Below are 22259 nucleotides of genomic sequence, written 5' to 3' on the forward strand. Positions count from 1 at the left end.
CATGAATGAATTAGTAGCACAAACACAAGAGTATAGGAACTCTCTTATTTCATATGTATATAAAATAATAGGCTCACAAGAAGAGGCTAAGGATATTGTTCAAGAAACAATTATTCGCTTTATTAGTAAAAAACATGATGAAATAGAAAACACAAAAGCTTGGTTGTTTAAAGTTGCTACTAATTTAGCCTTGGATTTTTTAAGAAGTGCTAAAAGCAAAAGAGAAGTATATATAGGAACTTGGCTTCCAGAACCATATATAGAAGAAAAAGCTCATCAAAACAATGAAATGGAGCTTGATGAAAGTCTATCTATGGCGCTTTTAGTTTTGATGGAAAAGCTATCTATAAAAGAGAGAATTGCTTATATTTTACATGATTTATTTGAATTTAAACACAAAGAAATAGCCGATATTCTACAAACTTCTACTCAAAATAGTAGACAGTTAAACTCCAGAGCAAATAAAAAACTACAAACTAAAAAGAAGAAGTATACTCCTACAAAAGAAGAACATATAAAACTTACAAACTCATTTTTAAAAGCTTTGAAAGAAGGAGATTTTGAAGAGCTGAGAAATATGTTTAAAGAAGAAGTTAGCTTATATTCTGATGGTGGAGGAAAAGCAATAGCAGCAAGAAAAGTTTTATATGGTGATAATGACTATATTAGTAAGTTCTTAGTAAAAGTTACAAAACATCTATTTGAGGCTTCAAATAAAAATGATGTAGAAATTAGCACTATTTGGTTCAATGGTTCTTTAGGCGTAATCCTAAAAGAAAATGGAAAAGTTATTACATCTTACAGTTTTGAAATAAAAGATAATATGATTTTAAATATCTTCGCACTTAGAAATCCTGATAAGTTAAAGTACTTTGATAGTATCAAATAACTTCCAATGAATACTAAAAGAGTTTTCAAACTCTTTTAGTCTCTTTTCAAGAAAACTTGCTACTTCATCGCAACTACATAAAAAGAAAAATACCCTTGGAGAGTATGGCTTATGTTTTATAGCAAACACTTTTTTATACTCTTTTTCAAACTTTGATTTTAAAATCTCTATTTGTTTATCATGGCTCATGGTTCTGTTTAAATGATGATATATTATTAAACACTTGCAGTTTTTGTATAAGTGTTTAATCTCTTCATCAAAGATATATTTTCCAGCTTTGCTTTTTCTTTTAAAGTCTTCAAAGCTTTGAATTTTTATATCTTTTGTTTCATCTTTTTTGATTAGTTTTGTAGCTACTCCATTATCTGGATCAACAGCGATAAAATCACTGTTTTCACTAAACTTTAAAGCTTTTTGAAACCAAATTTTTCTATAAACTAAATCATCTTTTGCATTTTCATTTACATATAAAGAAAAGTATTTTGTATTTTTTACAAGCTTTGCTTCTTCCAAAGCTTTTACACATCTGTTTGTTTGAGTGATTTCTAAAAGTTTTTCTTCAAGTTCTAAATCAAACTCTTTTACTTTTTCAAAATAGTTTATATATAGACCATCATTATTGTGAGATTCATCTGGATACATATACCAAATCTGAGATAGATTATACTCTTGATTGTTTAGTAAAAACCTAAGTAGGTGAAATTTTCCAAAATCACCTACATCACCACTATATCTATTTTGCATTTCTTAGATATATAAGCCTATAAACCATAGGTACATAATAAAGATTAAGAATAGTAGCCCATAAAATACCAAAACCTAAAGCAACTGCCATTGGCTGAAGGATTAAAGCCTGTCCAGAAGCAAAGAAAATAAGACTACTTAATCCTAAGATTGTTGTAACAGAAGTTAATAAAATAGGTCTTAGTCTCATTTTTGCATACATTTCTAACTCAGGTAGTGTTTTTGCTTTTTTAATAAAGTCCATCATAATAATACCATCATTTACAATAACTCCAGCAAGCCCAACCATACCAATCATACTAGGCATCGTAAGGTTTATATCCATCACAATATGTCCTATTAAAACTCCAAGCATTGATAAGGGAATAGTACTTATGATAATAAAAGGTTTAATAATTGAATCAAACATCCAAACTAAAGCTATAAAAATTAAGATTATAGCTATAAGTGCTGCTTGTCCCATCTCTTTTTGAACTTTTTCATTTTCTTGTTGTTCACCTTTTATTTCAAGTTTTACTTCCTTTGTTAAAAGAGCTAATTCATCTTTTAATTTCTCAAAAACTTCTGCTGATGTGATATTATCAAGTGAAGCTGTTACACTTATAATTTGGGCATTATCTTCTTTAAAGATTTGAGAATATGCAGGTATTTTTATGAACTCTACAACTTCTTTTAAAAGTACTTTTTGATTTGTTGAAGTAGTTACTTCAAAACTATCTAAACTACTTAAAATATCTTTAGAGTTACTTTGAAATACAATCTCTACAATTCCCCTATCATCAAACATTTTTGAGTAACTTCCTTTAAAATAAAAAGGTCTTAACTCATTTAAAATACTCTGCTCTGTAACTCCTAGTTCATTTCCATAAGAGTTTACTTTTAGTTTAAGTTCATAGTTTCCTGTAAGTGCATCATCTGCTATATTTGAAACCCCTTGAATATTTCCTAAACTATTTTTTAAAGAATCTACTGCTTTTAAAACCTTTTCATTATCTCCTGATAGTGCAATCTCAACATCATTTTTTACAATACCAGCTTGAGGAACAAACACTTTTAATTCATCAAATCTACTTGAACTAATATCATCTTTTAAGACCTCTTTTAACTGTTTTACAACAGTTTGAGCATCAATAGTTCTTATCATATTTGTATCATCGTATTTTGGAGAAAGATAAGGGTTTATATATGTTTCAAATACATTTACAGGTGCTCTTTCATTTAAGTTTACAAATATATGAAAATAAAACTCTTCATTGTGTGGTTGGTTTTTACCATCTAGTTTCATACCTGTAACTGAAGTAACTGAACTTAAGGTCTTATCCATGTCCATATTTTCAAGTATTTTTTTCTCTATTTTATAAACTTCTTCTTCTGTTTGTTCTATTTTTTTACCAACACCAACAGAACCTGTTATATAAACTTGCGTTGAATCAAAAGCAGGCATAAACTCAAACTTTTGTGTTTTAAAAATAAAAATTGTTGCAAAGATAATAGATCCAAGCATTAAAAATAAAGCTATAAATCTACCTTTTAATAAAAAGTCTAAAATATTCCCATAAAGTCTGTAGTTAAAATCCCAAACCTTATGAGATTTTCTCTCATCCTTACTTACTTTTAAAAGCTCTTTTGCATGAAGTGGTAAAAAAAAGAAAGCTTCCACAAGGGAGCTTATCAATAAAATAGTAATCATAATAGGAAGTATCTGCATAAACTTGCCAACTTCACCTGTCATTAGAAGTATTGGTAAAAAAGCAAATACAGTAGTAGCTGTTGCTGTTAAAACAGCAGGATACATCTCAATAGCTCCATCTTTAGCAGCTGTAAACTTATCTTTTCCCATCTCCAAGTGTCTATAAATATTCTCACCAACTACAATAGCCTCATCTACAAGCATACCAAGAGCAATCAAAGCACCTAAAAGTGAAAGCATATTTAAACTATATCCTAAATAATCAGCTGATATAAGACCTATCATAAATGAAGTGGGAATACCAATAGCAATAACTAAAGCAATTCTTACATTTATAAAAATAAATAGAGCAATAAATAGCAAACATAAACCAAATAAGATATTTGAAACAACTGTATTTAGTCTGTTTTTAATCCAAATAGAAGTATCTATATAAGTATCAAAATCAAGATTTTCATATCTTTGCTCATAAGATTTTGTAATCTCTTTAATTTGTTTTACAAGCTCAATAGAGTCACCTTCAAAACCTTTATTAATACTAATAGCGATGTTTTCATTTGCATTATAGTGAGAGATATTTGCAACATCTGCAAGGGTGAATTTAATAGTTGCTATATCTTTTAAATATAATCTTTTACCTTCTATTTTTAGAATAGTATTTCTTATATCTTGTATATTTTTAGAACCATTAAAAGTAGATAAATAGTAATGTCTAGATTTATCTTTTACAATACCTACTGGAAAAATAGTACTTATATTTTGAACAGCACTTATTACAGATAATTTATTTAATCCATAAGCTTCTATTTTTTCATCATTAAAAGTAATCAAAAGCTCTTTATCGCTTTTTCCTAAAACATTTACCTCAGATAAATCTTTTAGCTTCATGATTTGTGATTTTACATCCTCTGCAACATCTATTAAATACTCTTTTGAAGCTTTTTTATCTTTTGAGTAAACAGCAACTGTAATCAAAGGAAAAGCATGTTCCATAGTCTTTACTGTTGGTTCATCCATATCACTTGGAAGATTTGGTTTTACTTTTGCAACTATATCTTTTACATCATTTACTACATCTTCTGGCTTCTCGCCATCTTTTAAATCAACTTTTATATTAAAAAAACCATTTTTAATAGTTGATGAAATTTTCGTTGCTGCACTTAAACCTAAAAGTTCATCTTCTATATCACTTACAGCAATTTTATCAAGTAACTCAGAACTAGCACCCACATACGAGCCACTAATAGATACAGCTTCTAGGGCTGAGGGTGGGAATATCTCTTTTGGTATTTTAAAATATGCAAAAAAAGCTAATAAAAATACAAAAAGCAATAACAAATGGTTTAATATTGGTTTTCTTAGAGAAAAATCTATAATACTACTTATCATTTTCTAACTTTAATGGGTTAAATAGTAGTGAATCAATAATTTGATTTTTAAATTTCATATCTTCAAGTTGTTGTGATAAAAACCTATTCTCTTCTTGAAGCGAAATATAATGGGCATATAATTTATTTACATCCTTACTTACATAATAGATATTATTTCTAAGATATATTTTTGGAAAATAAATTGTAATCGCAAATATTAATATGGTAAATACAATAATTAAAGAATTAGTAGCATTTAGCTTAATCAAATTTAAAAATCCTTAATTTTGAACTTCTACTTCTTGGGTTTTGCTTTATCTCTTCTTTTGTTGGAATAATAGGTTTTTTTGTAATAACTTTTCCTAAAGCATGGTCATTTCCACATGTACATCTAAATGCTTCAGGAGGACAAATACATGATTTAGTCCATTTTTTAAAATAGTTTTTTACAATTCTATCTTCAAGTGAGTGAAAAGAGATAATAGCCACAATACAATTTTTAGGTTTTGAAGCTTCAATAGAATCAAAAAGTCTTGTTAAAACTCCCAACTCATCATTTACTTCTATTCTAATACCTTGAAAAGGAAGAGTTGCAGGGTGTATTTTACCCTTGTGCATTTTCTTTGACAGAAACTCAGCTAACTCTTTTGATGTTGAGAAAGGTCTGTTATTTACTATTAAAGAAGCTACTTTTTTATACTCTCGTACTTCTCCATACTCTTTAAAAACTCTTTCTAGTTCACTTTGAGAGTATGTGTTTACTACTGTTGATGCATCTAAAGCTTGATCTTGATTCATTCTCATATCTAAAGTTTCACTTTCAAAACCAAAACCTCTATCAAGTTTATCAAGTTGAAGAGATGATACTCCAATATCAGCTAAAATACCTCTAATATCATAATCCTTGAACTTTTCAAATACATGTTCAAAGTTTCCTTTATTGAAAGTAACTCTTGAAGAAAACTCTTCAAGTCTTCTTTCACTAAAATTTAAAGCTTCATCATCTTGATCATTACAAATAAGCTTTACAGTATCATTTTGTGATAATAAACCAAAACTATGTCCACCAAATCCAGTGGTACAATCTATTATAAAACCCTCTTCTATATTATTGAAAGCTTCTAGTGTTTCATTATATAAAACAGGAATATGTGGAATTTGCATTAAAACAGTCCTTATTAAAATTAATATATAATATCCAAAAATATATTTAAGGCTTTTTAAAATGATTGATAAAAACACAGTTAAGCTACTTAAGAATTTATCTTTAACTATGTTTAGAAAAAATTTCTTTGGTATTTACCATGGAGCGATCTCTGCAAAACTTGACCAAGAGAACTTTCTAATCAATACATCAGATGCAATTTTTGATGAAATGAATGATAAATCTTTTTGTGAACTAAATCTAAATAAGCCTGATTACAGATGGAATATAGCTAGTATTGAATCTCATATTCATGCTTCTATTTATTCAAATATCCATGAAGCAAAATATATTGCTTTTGGTATGCCAATTTATACAACTGCTTATACTTTTGAACATGACCATATCTTTTTTGATGATTTTTTTGGAAAAACTGAATTTGGAGAGATTCCTATCTATGACCCAGGTGATTATAATACTTGGTATGATAGAAATTCACTTGAAATAACTAAGTATTTAAAAGAGAGTAGTCATAACCTAATGGTTATAAAAGGAATAGGAACTTACGCCTATGATAGAGACATAAATGACCTTGTAAAGAAAATAGCAATACTAGAAAACTCTTGTCGTCTTTTAAGTATAAAAACCTCTTTTGACTAGAAAATCACAAAATAGCTTTGTTTTTTGATTATTTTTATAGCAAAAGCCCCTAGTTTTAGCTATTCTAAAGCTTAAATACTATAAAGTTTACTTAATTTAAATAAAAAAACAAGGAGTTCTTCTATGAACAAAGCAGAATTTATTGACGCAGTAGCAGCAAAGGCTGGTCTATCTAAAAAAGATGCAAAGGGTGCAGTTGACGCTGTATTAGATACAATTACTGAAACTTTAGTAAAAAGAGAATCTGTAAGTTTCATTGGTTTTGGTACATTTACAACTGCTGATAGAGCAGAAAGAACTGCTAAAGTTCCTGGTACTGACAAAACTGTTAAAGTTCCAGCTACTACTGTTGCAAAATTCAAAGTTGGTAAAGCTTTAAAAGAAGCTGTAGCTAAGTAATCTATCACTTATAAATACCTTGGAAAAGGACTCATTTTTTATGAGTCCTTTTTTAATGTCTAAAATATCCTCCTCTTTATTTAATCTTCATATAAAATTTTCTATAAACATAAATATTAAAGTACTTATTAGTTATAATTATTTTTTAATCATAAAAGGTCTAAGATAATGTCAGAATTCAAAAAAAAAGATAATATATTAAAAATTATTAAATATGGCCCCCTACTTTTTGTACTTTGTCTTTCAATAACTATTACAAGTATTGTAATTACTCAAAAAAATAACTTTTTTAATCAAGAGATTAGAAAAGCTGAAAATAATTACTTAGAAAGAAATAAAAAAAGAGTAAAGGAAGAAGTACAAAGAGTATATGACTATATAAAAGATAAAAAACTTGATTCTGAAAAACTTTTAAAACAAAGAATAAAAAATAGAGTCTATGAAGCTCATCAAATAGCTACTAATATTTATGAAAACGAATTACTTGACAGACTAGATGGACATGAACATTCAAAAAGACATATATTTAATACAATAAAGTATGCCCTATCAGGAATTGTTTACAATAATGGTAGAGGATATATTTTTATTGATGATCTAAATGGAGTAAAACTTCTACAGCCTCTAAATAAAGAACTTGAAGGAAAAAATTTCTATGATTATGAAGATGCTCAAGGTTATAAATTTATTAGAAAAATCATAAATACAATCAAAAATAAAACAGAAGCTTTTGATTCTTATTACTGGTACAAAGATAAAAATGATAAGCAAGCGTATGAAAAGATTAGCTTCTATAAATATTTTGAACCCTTTAATGTAGCAATTGGTACAGGTGAATATATTGATGAGTTTGAAAAAGAGCTTCAACAAGAACTTATAGAATATATTCAAAAGATAAGATATGAAGACAACTCATATATTTTCTTATTTGATAAAAAAGGTGTTAGTCTTACTCATTATAAAAAAGAGTATATTGGTAAAAATAGAATTAATGAAAAAAATGATAAAGGACAATACTTTGTAAAAGATATTTTAAACTTAGCAGAAGAAAAAGGCGAAGGTTTTTATGAGTATCAAGCAACTATAAATCCAAGTACAAATAATATGAAAAACAGTAAGAAAGTCTCATTTATAAAAGAGTTTGAAGATTGGAACTGGGTTATAGGTACAGGCTTTTATCTTGATAAACTTGAGCAGAATGTTAGTCAAATTAAAAAAGACTTAATTTTCTCAAATAAAAAGTCTATAGAGCAAATCATTTTTTTTAGTATAATTTTAACTCTTCTTTTTATTCTACTTTCTTTTTATATAAGTAAAAAGCTATCAATCATGTTTGAAAACTATGAAAAAGATATAAGAGATCAAACTAGCAAATTAATTGAAAAAGAGAACTTATTAATTCAACAATCAAAAATGGCAACAATGGGTGAGATGATAGGAAATATTGCCCATCAATGGAAACAGCCTTTAAGTTTGATAAGTACTTCAAATGGTATGTTAAAACTAAATAAAGAGTATAAGAACTTCTCTGAAAAACAACTTGATGAAGCTATTGAAAATATTGATAACTCTGTGCAGAATTTAAGTGAAACAATTGATGACTTTAGAAATTTCTTTAATCCAAACAAATCCTTAAGTCATTTTAAAATTGAGCATTCGTTTGATAAAACATTTAAACTTATAGATTCACAATTTAAAAATAATAATATTGAGATAATCAAAGATGTTGAAGATATAGATTTATATTCATATGAAAATGAACTATTACAAGTTCTAATAAATATAATCAAAAATGCAAAAGAACAATTAGAGAAACTAAAAAATGACAGAATAAAAATATTACAAATAAGTGCAAAGAAAGAAAATAATACCCTTATCATAAAACTTATTGATAATGGTGGAGGAATAAAAGAAGAAAACCTAGATAAAATCTTTGATAATCATTTCACAACAAAAAAAGAAGAAGGTGGATCAGGTATTGGTTTATACATGAGTAGACAAATTATTCAAAATAGTTTGCAAGGCGAAATCACCGCTTACAATACAACACTTGAATATAAGGACTATAATTTAAAAGGAGCTTGTTTCCAAATAAAGCTACCCCTTGTTTAAAGAATACTAAGAACTAAAGTTCTAAGTATTCTATTTTATTTCTACCATTTTCTTTTGCTTTATATAGTTGCTCATCAGCTTTTTTATAAATATCCTCAACTTTAATATTTTCATTATTGCCTAAAGAGATTATAAGTGTTCCAAATGAAGCAGTAACTACACTTAATGGTGTGTTTTTCTCATGTTTGATATTTAATTTTTCTATATTTAGCCTAGCCTCTTCAACTAAGTCCATAATATTAAGTTTTGTTTTCGAGCTAATTAAAACCCCAAACTCTTCACCACCTAATCTAAACACTTGGTCATCACCTCTTTTAAAAGTAGTTTTTAGACTATTTGCAACTTTTATTAAAACATCATCTCCATCTTGATGACCATAAGTATCATTATATTTTTTGAAGTTATCTATATCAAGTAAAATAAAAGCAAAAGTATTGTTATTTCTTACACTCTCTAAAATAAAATTATGTGCTGTATCATTAAAATATCTTCTATTATATAAGGAAGTTAAACCATCTGTAATTGAAAGTTCGTAAATTCTTTTTTTATCACTTATATCTTCTCTAATAGCAAAATAGCCTGTAATATCTCCATTTCTATTAAATTTAGGTTCAATTACTGCTTTTACCCAATAGTAAGTTCCATCTTTTTTAAGGTTTTTTATCTCACCTTTCCAAGTTTGTCCCTTTGTTATTGTATTCCACAACTCTTCGTATAAACATTTTGGCATATCTGGATGTCTTACAATATTATGACTCTTTCCTATTAATTCTTCTTTTTCATATCCTGATATTTTACAAAAGGCTTTTGATACTGTTTGAATATTCCCTTTTATATCTGTTGAAGAAGTAATAATATTTTCATCAAATATTTTATTAAAGCTTTGAATATCTTCTATTTTTTTTATATTTGAAAAAGTATCTAAAACTTTAGATTTTAATTCTTCTTCTAAAATTGGTTTATTCAAATAGTCATTTGCCCCATTTTTAAAAAGTTTTATTCTTTGCTGTGGATTATTATCTGAACTAATTATCACGATGGGTAAAGAACTTGTAGTTTTATCTTTTCTAATTGCTCTTGTAAGTTCCAAACCATTCATTTTAGGCATATTATAATCACTAATAACCATTGAAATATCTTTATTATTTTTAAGTTCATTCAAGGCTTCATCACCATTTGGAACAGTTTTAACCTTTAAAAATAATGTCTCTAATGTTGCTTTAATTTGTTGGGCTACAACATTTGAATCTTCAACTACTAAAACTTTTGTATCTTTTATATATAAAAGTAATTCAGCTAAGTCATATACATTTTCCAATCCATGAATAGAGTCTTTTGATACATAATCAATGATATTCAAATTATCTATATTACTCATAAAACTATCATCAATTTTTGAACTTAATACAATTGTAGGGATATTCGCATTTTTAAAAGTATCTAATAGTTCACCATTTAAAGCATCAGGTAATACAAGATTTGATATTGCTATAAAAAAGTTATTAGATAAAATAAGTTGTTCTACTTCATTTAGTGTTTTTGCTTTGTAAATTTCAAAGTTATTTTTCTCTAGAAACAACTCTTCTAAAACATTAATAATTAGCTTAGAATTATCTACTAATAATATTTTCTTCACTGTAATTCCCCAAGTTAGTTTTAGTTATTATAACTAATAAAAACTTGGTGAATATAAAATTTATTTTAAATTATTGTATATTACATGTCTTAATTTTACGAGATGTCTTCTTTGTTTTCTAATATCTTTTTTGTAACCTCATGTCTAAACTCAAACATTTTAAGTAAATCACTGTATACAAAAGGTTCTAAAAACTCACCAATTATTCCAAATGGCATTTCATAATTTACTACATCTTTTAACTCTGTAAATTTTTCATGCTGAATAAAAATATGTTGATGTTCCCAATACTTAAATGGTGATTTTAAAGCTGTATCAACAATTTTTAATGGTCTTTGGCTTTTTGATATTTTTACGGTCCAGTTAATTGGAATATAATTTTTAATACTTTTAAGTTTTAAGATTTCACCTTCTTGGGCTTTAAAATCAGGAGTTAAAAGTTTTACTTTTATATCAGGAGGTGTAATTTTAGTTAGGTTGTTGGTATTTGTATGAAAATCAAAAAGTTCTTCGGCAGTACACTTAATAAGAGTACTCTTTTCAAATCTTTTCATAATACCCTCCTTTTTTATTTAAATTTTAACAATAAAAGCAGAGTATTAATATATAAAAAATGTTAGCTTATAATAATCTTCGCTCTAAATACTCTCTAAACTCTTTTGCACCATCTTTTGAAGATGTTACAACTTCATCAATTCCATCAAAAGAGATTTGAAGTTTTGATTGCTCTACACTTTGCATTGATTTGATTTTATCTACATTTACTATATAAGATCTGTGAATTCTAAAAAAGTTTTTATTTGATAAAAGCTTTTCTAAGTCTCCAATTTTTTTTCTTACATAAGCATCTGTTTCTTTTATTTTGATTATAACTTCATCTAAATCTGCTCTAATATAATATATATCATCTAAATCAATTAAATATATTTTATCCCCTCTTTTAGCAATAATCTTTTTTTCTTCAAGCTTTTCAGTTGTTGTTTGAATATAAGTTTCTATTTTTTTTAATACTTCTTTTAAAGAGTCTGTATCAATTGGTTTTAACAAATATCCCATTCCACCATTTTTATATGCTTCTAGTGCATATTCATCATAGGCTGTTTGAAATACTACAAATGTTTTTGGTTCTAACTCTAGTATTCTATTTGCAAGTTCTAATCCTGTAATTTCAGGCATTGAAATATCTAAAAAAACTGCATCATATTTAGTTTTTGTACACTGTTTTAGAGCTTCATGAGGATCTGTAAAAGTAGTAATATCTTCTAAGCCCTCATCATTTAATAATCTTTTTAATCTACTTATTGCTAAGTTTTCGTCATCAACTATCAGTATTTTCATTCTTCAACCTTATTATAAACTTCATTTTATCTTCTATCTCATAGTCTAAACTACCTATTTCTAGTAGTTGTAATCTTTTATCAAGATTCTTAAGACCTGTACCATAATTTACACTTTCACTTACTTTACCATCATTACTTACTTCAATTCTATCTTGTTTTATTTCAATAAATAGATTTAAATCAATACCTCTATAACCATGTTTGATTGCATTTTCAACAAGCAACTGAATTGAAAACTTTGGAACATATTTTTTTAAACAAGCATTATTTGAACTAATAAAAAGTTTTATCTTATCTTCAAACCTAGTATTTTCAATATTAACATAAGTTTTTACCATTTCCAATTCATTTTCACAACTAATTAAACTCTCCGTATAAATTGCATTTCTTAAAAACTTAGATACATTTATCACTGATTGTTCAGCTTTTTTCTTGTCTATGTAAATCAGTTCACTAATAGAGTTTAAAGCATTAAATAAAAAATGAGGATTAAGTTCACTCTCTAAAGCTTTTAATTTTGTCTCTAAAATCTCACTTTTAATTGACTCATTTTTATATTTCATAGAGATAAACTGATGCAAAATCAATCCAATAAGAAAAGTTAAAAACCCAATAGTGATACCAATATATGTTGCATATGGTTGTATAAAATCAATTATTTTTATATCAAAGTTAGAAAAAAATGAGTAAGAAAAAAGAAAACCTATAGCTCCTGATAAAAAAGAAAAAGCAAAACTAATTATGTACCAAAATTGTTTATTTACCTTTGGTAAAATAAAGTTATTTGATATTGTGATTAAAATAGAAGCAAAAACAGATATTATTATTGCACTTGCTGTACTAAAAGTAATAGTAGAAAATCTTTGTAAATCTTCATTTAAAAAGTAAAAAACCAAAGAGATTAAAAAACCGAAAAATGCAGCAATGATTATTATATAAATCCAATCTTGAAAAGAAACTTTAAGTTCAAAACTCTTCATTTAACTCCTTATTTAATACCTTAACACCTAAAGCAACACCTGGCCATCCCTGACCTGCAAAAACTGTATCACCTACATTATATAGTCCTTTAAAAGGAGTTTTACATGATGGTAAACTTAAAGCATTTTTTATACTAATAGCACTGCCGCCACAATTAAATCTATTTATATAACTGTTAAATGTAGTAGATGTTGCACTAAAAGCTGTTTTAATATTATCTTTACCTATATTATCAAAATTATTTAAAAATTCTTCTATAATATAGTTCATTGTTTCTATTTTTTTATTTTCATACTCACTTGTAGTTAAAGCTTTCCAAAAATTTGCTTTTGTATGAGTTGAGATAGTTATGCTTAAACCTTTAGAGCTTAATACTTCGTCATTTACATCAGAAAATGATACAAAAAATGAGTTTGAAATACAATTGGGTATATTTTTATTTAAAACAATTTGATAGTGATGAATAAGCTCTGGCTTTATATCAAGTTTTAGATAAACAACAAATGCACTTTGGTCATTGAATTTAAATGAACTATAATATTTTTTTATTTTCTCATCTTCAAATAAAGAACTGCTATCAAAAACTGTAGAGTTTAAAATGACATTTTTACTTAAATATTCATCTTTATTTGTTTTGATTAAATACTCATTTTCTTTTTTGATTATTTTTAAAACTTCTTCTTTGTTGTGAGTATCTACATTTTTTAATATTCCATCAAAAATATGTCCCATTCCATTATTTACATAATAAACATCATGAAAAGGATACGAAAGACCCAGTGCCATTGATAATAAAGGAATGTTTTTAGAAGTTGTTTGAACGGTAATAAAAAGTTGAGCATCTATAAAGTTTTGGTATTCATGACTTATATCTCCTAAAGTTGAAGCTATAAACCCTTTTGCACTTTTAAATATATCAAATTTAAACTCTTTTAAAAGCTCAGCTACAAAAACAGCACTTTTAATATAAGCTTTTAGACTATATTTTGCAAAGTATAGTTTTTTTAAGTTCCAAAACTTCTCATCTATTTGTTTTAGTGTTTTCCAAAAAATCTCATTATTTTTATTTGGATACACTTCATTTATATCTTCTAAAAACTTATCGAAGTCTTTTGTTCTATCTAAAACTTTTTTATTTTGAATAGTTCTAATTGCAACTTGGCTTTTTAGTAAATCAGGCTTAAAATCTATCTCATCAAAAATCTCTTTTATAGGATGGTTTTGTTCATATCCAACAAAAGTTGTAGCACCTGCATTGAAATAACTTCCAAACCTTTTAAAAGTACTTGCACAACCTCCAAGATTTTTATCTCTTTCAAAAAGTACTAGATTTTTCTTACTATTAAGAGAAGCTATTAAACTCCCCCCTATTCCTGAACCAACAACAGCTATATCAAGCTTTTTCATTTTTAGCTCCTTTAAAAGCCTCTAATGCTCTTTTTCTTGAAAGCTCAATTGATACTATAGGCTTTATATAATCTACAAACAAACTATTTGCGAGTGCACCTTCTTTATGAAATAGTTTTGGGTCTACATCTTTAAGTTCTGGAATTACACTTTTGATAAATAAACCTTCTTTATCAAACTTAGCACTTTGTGTATATGGATTGAAAATCCTAAAATAAGGGACACTATCAGCACCAGTACTAGCTGCCCATTGCCATGAACCTATGTTTGAACTTGCATCATAATCTAAAAGTTTAGAAGCAAAATATCTCTCACCCTTTTTCCAATCAATTAGTAGATTTTTTGTTAAAAATGAAGATACTATCATTCTTAATCTATTATGCATTGTTCCTGTTTTATTAAAGTGAATCATTGCTGCGTCTATTAAGGGAACTCCTGTTTTACCTTCACACCATCTCTCAAAATCCTCTTCATTTTGGTTCCATGAAACTTCTAGACCATTGAAATTCTCAAATTCACTTTTTGGAAAATGAAAAAGTATATAGTTATAAAACTCTCTCCAAAAAAGCTCTCTTATAAAAAACTCAATATTTGCACCTTTTAATTTTTTAATTTTATTAAAAACCTCTACAGAAGAGATAAGTCCAAACCTTAAATGAACAGCTAAAGATGAAGTAGCACTTTTATAAAAAATATCCCTTTGCTCTTCATAATCTTCAATTTTAGAAGAGAACTCCTCTATTAATTCATGGGCAGTTTTATTTAAAAAAGAAGGAAGTTCCACCTCATCAAAGCCCATACTCTCTAAACTTGCTACTTGTTCATAATCATAAGTTATTAATTTTAAATCTTTATTTACTTCAAACTCTTCTAGGGCATCACTTTCCCAAATAAATGAAAGGTTTTTATAAAAAGGTGTAAATACCTTATAGGGTGTTCCATCTTTTTTTAAAGCATTCCAAGGTTTAATAATATATGAATCACTATATCTTCTAAGTGTAATGATTTTATCAACTTGTTCATCTCTTTTTTTTGCATAATCATCAAAATCACATGAACATAAAATCTCATCAAAACCTAAGGGTTTAAGCTTTGAGAAAATCTCTATTGGTTTTCCATAAAAAATAGCTAAATCCAATCCCAAAGCTTTTAACTGTTTTTTTAAGCTAAGCACTGATTTATAAATAAAACTCACTCTTTTATCTTCTTTATCAAGTGAGTTTAAAATATCAGTATCAAAGATAAAAATAGGCATTACTTCATCTTTTGCTTTACTAAGCAATGCACTATTTGTAACTCTAAGGTCTCTTCTAAACCATAAAATCTGTTTCATTATTTATAAGCCTTAACATCAGATCTTAAAGCTAACTCTTTTGGATATGGGTTTAAGAATTTTTGTGTTTTTAAGTACTGCACATCAAATCTTCTTGTATATACATTTATGATTTTAATTACAGCAATTAAAGGAATAAGTTTAGATTTATAATCTTCAATAGATTCTAAAATCTCTTCTTTTTCTTCTTTAGAAATAAGTTTTTTGAAATATCCAAAAATATGTAAAAGTACATTATATGTTTTTTTAATATTCCCTTTTTCATTTATAGCTTTTAAAAAAGCTAATTTATAATCTTCTAAAATATCCTCAACATCTTTTTTATCATGATTTGCAACTATATTTCCAAGTTCTTTATAGGCTTCTGTTGATTTTGAATAAATAAGATATTTATAATCAGTGTGAAACTGTACTAAATCTTTAAAAGTAGGTTTACTATCTATAAACTCATGCAAGTTTCTATATGCAAATATTTGCATTAAAAAGTTTTCTCTAAGCCAAGCATCTTTAAGTCTTCCCTCTTCTTCTACTGGAAGGTATGGGTACTTTTCTTTTATTAAAGCAGCAAATCTTCCAACACCTTTTTTCTCACTTGGGGCATTTATTTCTTTATAAACCTTTACTCTTTCCATTCCACATGTAGGTGAACTTGCTTTTAAAATAAATCCACATAAATAATCATTTTCAATTCTGTTTGCATTTTTTTCACATGATTCATCCAAGGTATCTGTTAAATCAACTTTATCATAAGTCGTTACAACTCTTATATCATTGTCTCTTTCAACTAACCTTATTGTTGGTCTTGGTGTTCCAAATACTTCTGCTTCAGGACAGTATGGCTCAAAATCAAAATAATTACCTAAGGTATTTACTATAAAACCATCTTTAGAATTTGTCCCATCATATCTACACATGCTCCCCATTAAACAAGCTGACACTCCTAGTTTCATAATAAATCCTTTTTTTTCTTTATTTTATAATAAAAAAGAATCAATTAATAGTCTTTATATATCAGTTTATGCTACATATTCTTCTTTACTCTATTTGTAGGCACAGCATCATAGGGATTTTCGGGCCAATAATGTTTTTTGTATTTTCCTCTTAGCTCTTTTCTTACCTCTTCATAAGAGTTATCCCAAAAACTTCTTAAGTCTTGTGTTATTTGTATTGGTCTTTGTGCTGGAGTTAAAAGATGTATTGTTAAAGGTATTTGATTATTTAAAACCTTAGGCGTTTGATGTAGTGAAAAAACTTCTTGTATTTTTACTGCTAAAACAGCACATGAAGAATCTGAATAATCTATTTTTATTTTTGATCCACTTGGTACATTTATGTGTGTAGGCACTTCTTTATCAAAACTTTGAAAAACTTCATAATTTATATTTGATAAAAGTATTGTATAAATATCAAGTTTTTGCAAGTCTTCAAACTTCTTAATATTGTTTAAAAATGGTTTCAGCCATATTTCAACACTACTACTTAAATACTCATCAGAAAAATCCATTAAGTCTAAATCACATTTATAGTTTTGTTTTTTTGCTTTGTTATAAAAGTTTATTCTGTTTTGAAGACTTAATGCTTTTTTATCAAAATTCAAAGTTTGTTTTACACCTTTTGTTTTAATAAAATCTAAAATGGCATTTATATACTCTTCTTTTGAAATAGAACTTGCCTTTTTGTAAGAAATAACAAGCTGTTCAAACTTCAAAACTTCATACAACTCAAAATTATCTTTATTTATAGATTCAATAGAAGTGGTAAAATGATTTTTTAAATACTTATCTAAGAGCTTAAAATCAATAGCTAAAGCTTGATTAATATAAGAGTTCGTTTGTTTTGCACTTATATTTACAGCTACTAAATACTCATTTCTTTGAAGGTTTTCATCACTTATAATTGCAGCTTTTTTGTTACTTAAAGCATAAGTATTATCTGAACTTACTCTTTTTTTAGCCAACCTATCAGGATATGCAAAAAGTAATATTACACCTAAAAGGTTTTTGTCAAAGCTCTTTTCTCTTTTTATTTCTTTTATTTTATTAAGCCTTGTAAAAAACATATCTGCTTGTTTTTTTACAATATTTAGTCTATTTAGATTTATATTATTTAAGTTTGTTTGTTCATATACAGCTTCAAATCTTCTCATAAAATCTTTAGAATCAGTTTTTAGAATATCATTTTCTATTAATAAGGAAGCTGTTATACAAGATTGCTTTGCAAAACCAACTTCATTTGCTTTTAATATCATAAAACCTAGCCTTGGATGAATACCTAAATTTAAAACATCTTCACCTAAAGAAGTGATATTTCCTTTTTCATCAAGAAGTTCCAAACTTTTAAGTAGTTCTTTTGAACTATTTTCAAACTCTTTTTTAGGTCTGTCAAGTAAGGTTAACTCTTCTAAGTCTTGTACACCCCAAAGTGATGTATCTAATAAAAATGAACTTAAATCAACTCTTAAAATTTCAGGTGTTGAACTTGGATTTAATATTCTTTTTTGATGCCAAAGTTTATAACAAAGCCCTTTACTTAATCTACCAGCTCTTCCAGCTCTTTGAATTGCACTATCTTCACAAATAAAAGAGTATTCTAAATGATCCATTCCAGTTGTAAAGTCATATCTTGAAATCTTCTCTAAACCTGAGTCAATTACAACTTTAACACCCTCAATTGTTAGAGAAGTTTGAGCAATATTTGTAGATAATATAACTTTTCTTTTTTCATTTTTATTTATTGCTATGTTTTGTTCTTCTTTTGATAGGTTTGAGTGAAGGGGTGATATTAAAATATCTTCTTTTAAACTAAGTTCTAATAGTTTTTTTAGATTATTTATTTCTTTAAAACCTGCAAGAAAAACTAAAACATCTCCTTCATTTTCCTTCAATGCTTTTAATACAATGCTTTCTAAAAGTTTGTCTAAATCTTTTATTGAGGGATGTTTTATATCTAAAGGTAAATATATATCTTTAACCTCAAACATTCGTCCATCACTTTTTATAAGTTCAAAATTACATAAAGTTTCTTGAAGTTCTTTTGCTTGTAGTGTTGCTGACATTAAAACTATTTTTAAATCTTCCCTTAATAGCTCTTGAGCTTGTAAGCATAAAGCAAGGCCTAAATCAGTATTAATACTTCTTTCATGAAACTCATCAAAAATCACACAAGCACACTTTTCTAAAGCTTGATCAGACTGTATCATTCTTGTTAGAATTCCCTCAGTTACAACTAAAACTTTTGTCTTACTACTTTTTTTACTATCTAGTTTTATTTGATAACCTACTGTTTGCCCTACTTGTTCACCTAAAAGTCTTGCCATTTGAGATGCAACAGCAATAGCTGCTACTCTTCTTGGTTCTAAAACAATAATTATTTTATCTTCAAGCCATGATTCTTTTAGTAAGCTAATAGGAACTATAGTACTTTTACCAGCTCCAGCAGGAGCTTCAATTATTAGATTTGATTTATTTTGTAATACCTCTTTTATTTGAGGTATTACTTCGTTTATTGAAAAGTTTGTCATAAAGCAATTATATTGAAAAGTTTATACTACTTTACTTTCTTTTTTAGCTTTTTTAATATTTCTAACTTTTTTTGTAGTTTTTCTTTTTGTTTTTTTGACTCTTCATTTTTTATAGATTTTTTAGTCTTTTTTATTTTAAGCTCTATTTCACTTTTTAAATCTCTTTTTTTTTGCTTTAAAATACTTTTACTAAGTGATAAATTATATAACTCTTTTATTTCATCAAAGATTTTTTCTATTTTCATAGTTCTTCTCCTAACTCTTGAATATCTTTATTCTCAATTAATAAAATTGACATTGCATTAATTATATTTTTTGAAATATCATGGGCAAATGTTGTGTCATTGATTAAAGATGTTGCCATTTTTTTATCTATTTTATCTTCTCTAATTAACTCATCAATTCTTTCATTTCTCAAAATATCTAACTGTTTTAGATTATCTTTTAAAACTTCTAAAGAAGATAAAACTTCAATATCATCTTTTTCATTTCTAATATCATCAATAGTTTTTAAAATTGTAACTAAATTTAATCTTATTTTATTGTACTCTTCTTTTATAAAACTATTTTTCGACTTTAAATAAATAGTCAAATTCTTATGTAAGTCTCTAATGTCTTTAGTAGATTCTACTATATTTCTTGCTGCAAGTTTTAAATCATAGATTCTTTGTTTGTCATTATCATCCATGCTTTCTTGAGCATAAGCTGAAAACTTAACTATCTCACCATATAAACTTTTAATTTTATTTGTATAAAAAAGATTTACATCTGTATTTATATCTAGATTTGATTTTTCTACAACTTCACTCAGTGTTTTTATATCTACACTTCTATAGTTATGTCTGTGTAAATATATTCCATGAGACAATACTTCTTGTGCATTATCATAAAGATGGAAAATCTCTTTTTTAACCCCAATTAAAGCAGCATCAGGAATTTTCAATAATCCATTATCAAGATATCTTGGTTTTGATTTTGAACTTTTTTCATTTCTAAATAAACCTTTTAAATACTTTTCTAATTTATAAGTAAAAGGAGAGACGACTATCACTCCAATTATATTAAACACAGTATGAAATAGTGCTAATTTCATAGTGTAATCATCAGCTGCAATTGAAATCTTACTTGCCAAGAAATCAACGAAATCAGCTAATTGATATAAGAAAAGTATTGCAATTATTCCGGTGGTTATATTAAAAATAAAGTGAGCAACTGCTAGTCTTTTTCCATTTGAATTTGAAGCAAGTGCTGCAATAACAGCTGTAACAGTTGTACCAATATTCGCACCAATTGCTAATTCTAAGGCATTTAAATATACAATTTGTCCAGTTGCAAGTGCTGTTATAATAAGTGCCATTGTTGCACTACTTGATTGTATTACAATAGTTGCAATTGCTCCTAATGCAATATAAACTATAACTCCTAAATAACCCTCCATTGCAAACTGAGATAAATCAAGTCCAGCTTTTAGTGTTTCAAAACCATCTTTCATATATGAGATTCCTAAGAAAACAAAACCTAAACCTAAAAGTACATTCCCAAAACCTTTTAAACTATTAGAAGCAGAAAATCTAAATAAAACACCAAAAATAATCATAGGCATCGCATAAGCTGAAATCTTTATCTTTACACCAAAACTTGATACTATCCAAGCTGTTGTAGTTGTACCTATGTTTGAACCAAATACAATTCCTATAGCACCACTTAAACTAATAAGTCCTGCACTTAAAAAAGAAATTACAATAATAGAAACTAAAGAAGAACTTTGAACTATGGAAGTTGATAAAAAACCTGTTCCTATTGCTTTAGGAATACTATTTGTACTTTTTTGTATCACTTTTTCTAGGATACCTCCACTAAATAGCTTAAAGCCATCTTCCATAAAAACCATACCAATTAAAAATATTGCAATACCTGCAATAATCACTTTTGCATCATCATTTGAAAAAAGCACATAAGCTAAAAGTGCCAAAATCAAAGGATATAAAATTCGCTTTGCCATAAAAACTCCTAAATTATAGGTAATACCTATATTTATACCAAAATAATATTAATATGTTATTTAAGTTTTTCTACTATATAATGTTTGTATATAAGAATATATTATAAAGGTATAAAGTGATTCTAAAAAAATTAATGATATTTATTATTCTGTGTTTACTTCCCTTAAGTATTTCTGCAAAAGAGTATACAATAGGATTTGCACAAGACACCCTAAAAAATGACTGGAGACTAGCTCAAATTGAAGAGCTAAAAGATGAAGCAAAAAAACATCCAAATCTAAAGCTTATTATAAAAAGTGCAAATGCAAAAGTTTCTAAACAAATAAGAGATATTGAAATTTTTATAGAACAAGAAGTAGATTTTATTATTACAAGTCCTATTGAAGCAAATATCACAAGTTTAGCTTTAAAAAAAGCAATTGATAAAGGTATAAAGGTTATTTTACTAAGCAGAACTGTAAATAGTGATAATTACACTACTTTCATATCTCCTGATAATGAAAAAATAGGAGAAGAAGCAGCAAAACATCTAGTAGATACTTTAGATAAAAAAGGGGTAATTCTAGAACTTCAAGGAATAAAAACAGCCACATCAACTATCAAAAGAAGTGCTGGATTTAATAAAATAATAAAACAATACCCTAATATAAAAGTAATTAGAAAAAATGCAAACTTTTTAAGAGCAAATGCTATAACTGTTATGCAAGAGCTATATAAAAAAGACATAAAATTTGATGCCATTTTTTCCCATAGTGATAGTATGTTAGAGGGTGTTAGAAAAGTAATGAGAAAATATAAAAAAGATTTGACTATTCCAATGATAGGAATTGACTATATAAAAGCTTCACAAAGTGCCATATTAAGTGGTGAGCAAAGTGCAACTTTTGTTTATCAAACATCAGCTAAAGAAGGTGTTCAAGCAATTGTAGATATAATAAATAACAAAGCTGTCAAAAAAAACATTACACTAGATACTTTAAAAGTTACGAAAGATAATGTAAGTAAAATTCAACCCATTTTTTAAAGGACCT

Annotated in this window: 19 protein-coding genes; 5 read left to right on the top strand and 14 right to left on the bottom strand. The window is 26.9% G+C overall.

Annotation, left to right across the window (positions count from 1 at the left end; translation table 11 throughout):
• The first annotated feature begins 1 nt into the window (after position 1).
• Positions 2–889, top strand: coding sequence for an RNA polymerase sigma factor SigJ (gene sigJ / locus NJU99_RS08650; protein WP_254575517.1), 888 nt, complete (start codon positions 2–4; stop codon positions 887–889).
• Here sigJ and NJU99_RS08655 read toward each other — a convergent pair.
• The 4 genes from NJU99_RS08655 to rsmH are packed head-to-tail and all read right to left on the bottom strand — an operon-like array spanning position 863 to position 5857.
• Entirely contained in the window at positions 863–1633 is a 771-nt protein-coding gene (locus tag NJU99_RS08655; protein WP_254575518.1) for a hypothetical protein, read from the bottom strand. The genes sigJ and NJU99_RS08655 overlap by 27 nt on opposite strands.
• The gene (locus tag NJU99_RS08660; RefSeq protein WP_254575519.1) at positions 1623–4712 is read right to left on the bottom strand and encodes an efflux RND transporter permease subunit; all 3090 of its coding nucleotides are present in this window, start codon (positions 4710–4712) and stop codon (positions 1623–1625) included. The genes NJU99_RS08655 and NJU99_RS08660 overlap by 11 nt, the downstream gene beginning before the upstream one ends.
• Positions 4702–4962 (bottom strand): hypothetical protein, encoded by a 261-nt coding sequence (locus tag NJU99_RS08665; protein WP_254575520.1) that lies wholly within the window; start codon positions 4960–4962, stop codon positions 4702–4704. Before NJU99_RS08665 ends, NJU99_RS08660 begins: the two co-directional genes overlap by 11 nt.
• Entirely contained in the window at positions 4955–5857 is a 903-nt protein-coding gene (gene rsmH / locus NJU99_RS08670) for a 16S rRNA (cytosine(1402)-N(4))-methyltransferase RsmH (protein ID WP_254575521.1), read from the bottom strand. Before rsmH ends, NJU99_RS08665 begins: the two co-directional genes overlap by 8 nt.
• A gap of 61 nt (positions 5858–5918) precedes the next feature.
• Here rsmH and NJU99_RS08675 point away from each other — a divergent pair, with 61 nt between their 5' ends.
• The 3 genes from NJU99_RS08675 to NJU99_RS08685 all read left to right on the top strand — a co-directional run bounded on the left by NJU99_RS08675 (position 5919) and on the right by NJU99_RS08685 (position 9008).
• Positions 5919–6497 (top strand): class II aldolase and adducin N-terminal domain-containing protein, encoded by a 579-nt coding sequence (locus NJU99_RS08675; RefSeq protein ID WP_254575522.1) that lies wholly within the window; start codon positions 5919–5921, stop codon positions 6495–6497.
• A gap of 123 nt (positions 6498–6620) precedes the next feature.
• Positions 6621–6896, top strand: a complete 276-nt coding sequence (locus NJU99_RS08680) for an HU family DNA-binding protein (protein ID WP_254575523.1) — start codon at positions 6621–6623, stop codon at positions 6894–6896.
• 168 nt (positions 6897–7064) lie between these two features.
• Positions 7065–9008, top strand: a complete 1944-nt coding sequence (locus tag NJU99_RS08685; protein WP_254575524.1) for a sensor histidine kinase — start codon at positions 7065–7067, stop codon at positions 9006–9008.
• Positions 9009–9021: 13 nt separating this feature from the next.
• Here the strand turns inward: NJU99_RS08685 and NJU99_RS08690 are convergent, their stop codons facing one another.
• The 10 genes from NJU99_RS08690 to NJU99_RS08735 all read right to left on the bottom strand — a co-directional run bounded on the left by NJU99_RS08690 (position 9022) and on the right by NJU99_RS08735 (position 21227).
• On the bottom strand, positions 9022–10644 hold the full coding sequence (locus tag NJU99_RS08690; protein WP_254575525.1) for a GGDEF domain-containing response regulator: 1623 nt from the start codon (positions 10642–10644) through the stop codon (positions 9022–9024).
• 95 nt (positions 10645–10739) lie between these two features.
• Positions 10740–11198: an SRPBCC family protein gene (locus tag NJU99_RS08695; protein ID WP_254575526.1), complete on the bottom strand. Its 459-nt coding sequence runs from the start codon at positions 11196–11198 to the stop codon at positions 10740–10742.
• 67 nt (positions 11199–11265) lie between these two features.
• A complete protein-coding gene (locus NJU99_RS08700; protein ID WP_254575527.1) occupies positions 11266–11982 on the bottom strand; it encodes a LytR/AlgR family response regulator transcription factor in 717 nt (238 codons plus the stop codon).
• Positions 11963–12964 carry a sensor histidine kinase gene (locus tag NJU99_RS08705; protein ID WP_254575528.1) on the bottom strand — a complete coding sequence of 334 codons (1002 nt, stop codon included), beginning with the start codon at positions 12962–12964 and terminating at the stop codon, positions 11963–11965. Before NJU99_RS08705 ends, NJU99_RS08700 begins: the two co-directional genes overlap by 20 nt.
• Positions 12951–14372: a phytoene desaturase family protein gene (locus NJU99_RS08710; RefSeq protein ID WP_254575529.1), complete on the bottom strand. Its 1422-nt coding sequence runs from the start codon at positions 14370–14372 to the stop codon at positions 12951–12953. Before NJU99_RS08710 ends, NJU99_RS08705 begins: the two co-directional genes overlap by 14 nt.
• Complete coding sequence (locus NJU99_RS08715; RefSeq protein WP_254575530.1) at positions 14359–15705, bottom strand: cryptochrome/photolyase family protein; 1347 nt, start codon at positions 15703–15705, stop codon at positions 14359–14361. Before NJU99_RS08715 ends, NJU99_RS08710 begins: the two co-directional genes overlap by 14 nt.
• Entirely contained in the window at positions 15705–16655 is a 951-nt protein-coding gene (locus tag NJU99_RS08720; protein WP_254575531.1) for a YbgA family protein, read from the bottom strand. Before NJU99_RS08720 ends, NJU99_RS08715 begins: the two co-directional genes overlap by 1 nt.
• 71 nt (positions 16656–16726) lie before the next feature.
• Entirely contained in the window at positions 16727–19225 is a 2499-nt protein-coding gene (gene hrpB / locus NJU99_RS08725; protein WP_254575532.1) for an ATP-dependent helicase HrpB, read from the bottom strand.
• A 26-nt stretch (positions 19226–19251) separates the two neighbouring features.
• Positions 19252–19470: a hypothetical protein gene (locus tag NJU99_RS08730; protein WP_254575533.1), complete on the bottom strand. Its 219-nt coding sequence runs from the start codon at positions 19468–19470 to the stop codon at positions 19252–19254.
• The gene (locus NJU99_RS08735) at positions 19467–21227 is read right to left on the bottom strand and encodes a Na/Pi cotransporter family protein (RefSeq protein WP_254575534.1); all 1761 of its coding nucleotides are present in this window, start codon (positions 21225–21227) and stop codon (positions 19467–19469) included. Before NJU99_RS08735 ends, NJU99_RS08730 begins: the two co-directional genes overlap by 4 nt.
• Positions 21228–21343: 116 nt before the next feature.
• Between NJU99_RS08735 and NJU99_RS08740 the strand changes: the two genes are divergently transcribed.
• On the top strand, positions 21344–22252 hold the full coding sequence (locus tag NJU99_RS08740; RefSeq protein ID WP_254575535.1) for a substrate-binding domain-containing protein: 909 nt from the start codon (positions 21344–21346) through the stop codon (positions 22250–22252).
• Positions 22253–22259: the final 7 nt, after the last annotated feature.

The organism is Arcobacter roscoffensis (assembly GCF_024267655.1).
In the GTDB taxonomy this organism is placed as follows: domain Bacteria; phylum Campylobacterota; class Campylobacteria; order Campylobacterales; family Arcobacteraceae; genus Arcobacter_B; species Arcobacter_B roscoffensis.

Excerpts from the sequence above, each read along its gene's own strand:
- NJU99_RS08710 (WP_254575529.1), bottom strand. The coding sequence starts at position 14,372 with ATGAAAAAGCTTGATATAGCTGTTGTTGGTTCAGGAATAGGGGGGAGT.
- NJU99_RS08695 (WP_254575526.1), bottom strand. The coding sequence starts at position 11,198 with ATGAAAAGATTTGAAAAGAGTACTCTTATTAAGTGTACTGCCGAAGAA.
- NJU99_RS08675 (WP_254575522.1), top strand. The coding sequence starts at position 5,919 with ATGATTGATAAAAACACAGTTAAGCTACTTAAGAATTTATCTTTAACT.
- NJU99_RS08685 (WP_254575524.1), top strand. The coding sequence starts at position 7,065 with ATGTCAGAATTCAAAAAAAAAGATAATATATTAAAAATTATTAAATAT.
- NJU99_RS08700 (WP_254575527.1), bottom strand. The coding sequence starts at position 11,982 with ATGAAAATACTGATAGTTGATGACGAAAACTTAGCAATAAGTAGATTA.
- NJU99_RS08735 (WP_254575534.1), bottom strand. The coding sequence starts at position 21,227 with ATGGCAAAGCGAATTTTATATCCTTTGATTTTGGCACTTTTAGCTTAT.
- rsmH (WP_254575521.1), bottom strand. The coding sequence starts at position 5,857 with ATGCAAATTCCACATATTCCTGTTTTATATAATGAAACACTAGAAGCT.
- NJU99_RS08730 (WP_254575533.1), bottom strand. The coding sequence starts at position 19,470 with ATGAAAATAGAAAAAATCTTTGATGAAATAAAAGAGTTATATAATTTA.
- NJU99_RS08715 (WP_254575530.1), bottom strand. The coding sequence starts at position 15,705 with ATGAAACAGATTTTATGGTTTAGAAGAGACCTTAGAGTTACAAATAGT.
- sigJ (WP_254575517.1), top strand. The coding sequence starts at position 2 with ATGAATGAATTAGTAGCACAAACACAAGAGTATAGGAACTCTCTTATT.
- NJU99_RS08660 (WP_254575519.1), bottom strand. The coding sequence starts at position 4,712 with ATGATAAGTAGTATTATAGATTTTTCTCTAAGAAAACCAATATTAAAC.
- NJU99_RS08705 (WP_254575528.1), bottom strand. The coding sequence starts at position 12,964 with ATGAAGAGTTTTGAACTTAAAGTTTCTTTTCAAGATTGGATTTATATA.
- NJU99_RS08720 (WP_254575531.1), bottom strand. The coding sequence starts at position 16,655 with ATGAAACTAGGAGTGTCAGCTTGTTTAATGGGGAGCATGTGTAGATAT.
- NJU99_RS08680 (WP_254575523.1), top strand. The coding sequence starts at position 6,621 with ATGAACAAAGCAGAATTTATTGACGCAGTAGCAGCAAAGGCTGGTCTA.
- hrpB (WP_254575532.1), bottom strand. The coding sequence starts at position 19,225 with ATGACAAACTTTTCAATAAACGAAGTAATACCTCAAATAAAAGAGGTA.
- NJU99_RS08655 (WP_254575518.1), bottom strand. The coding sequence starts at position 1,633 with ATGCAAAATAGATATAGTGGTGATGTAGGTGATTTTGGAAAATTTCAC.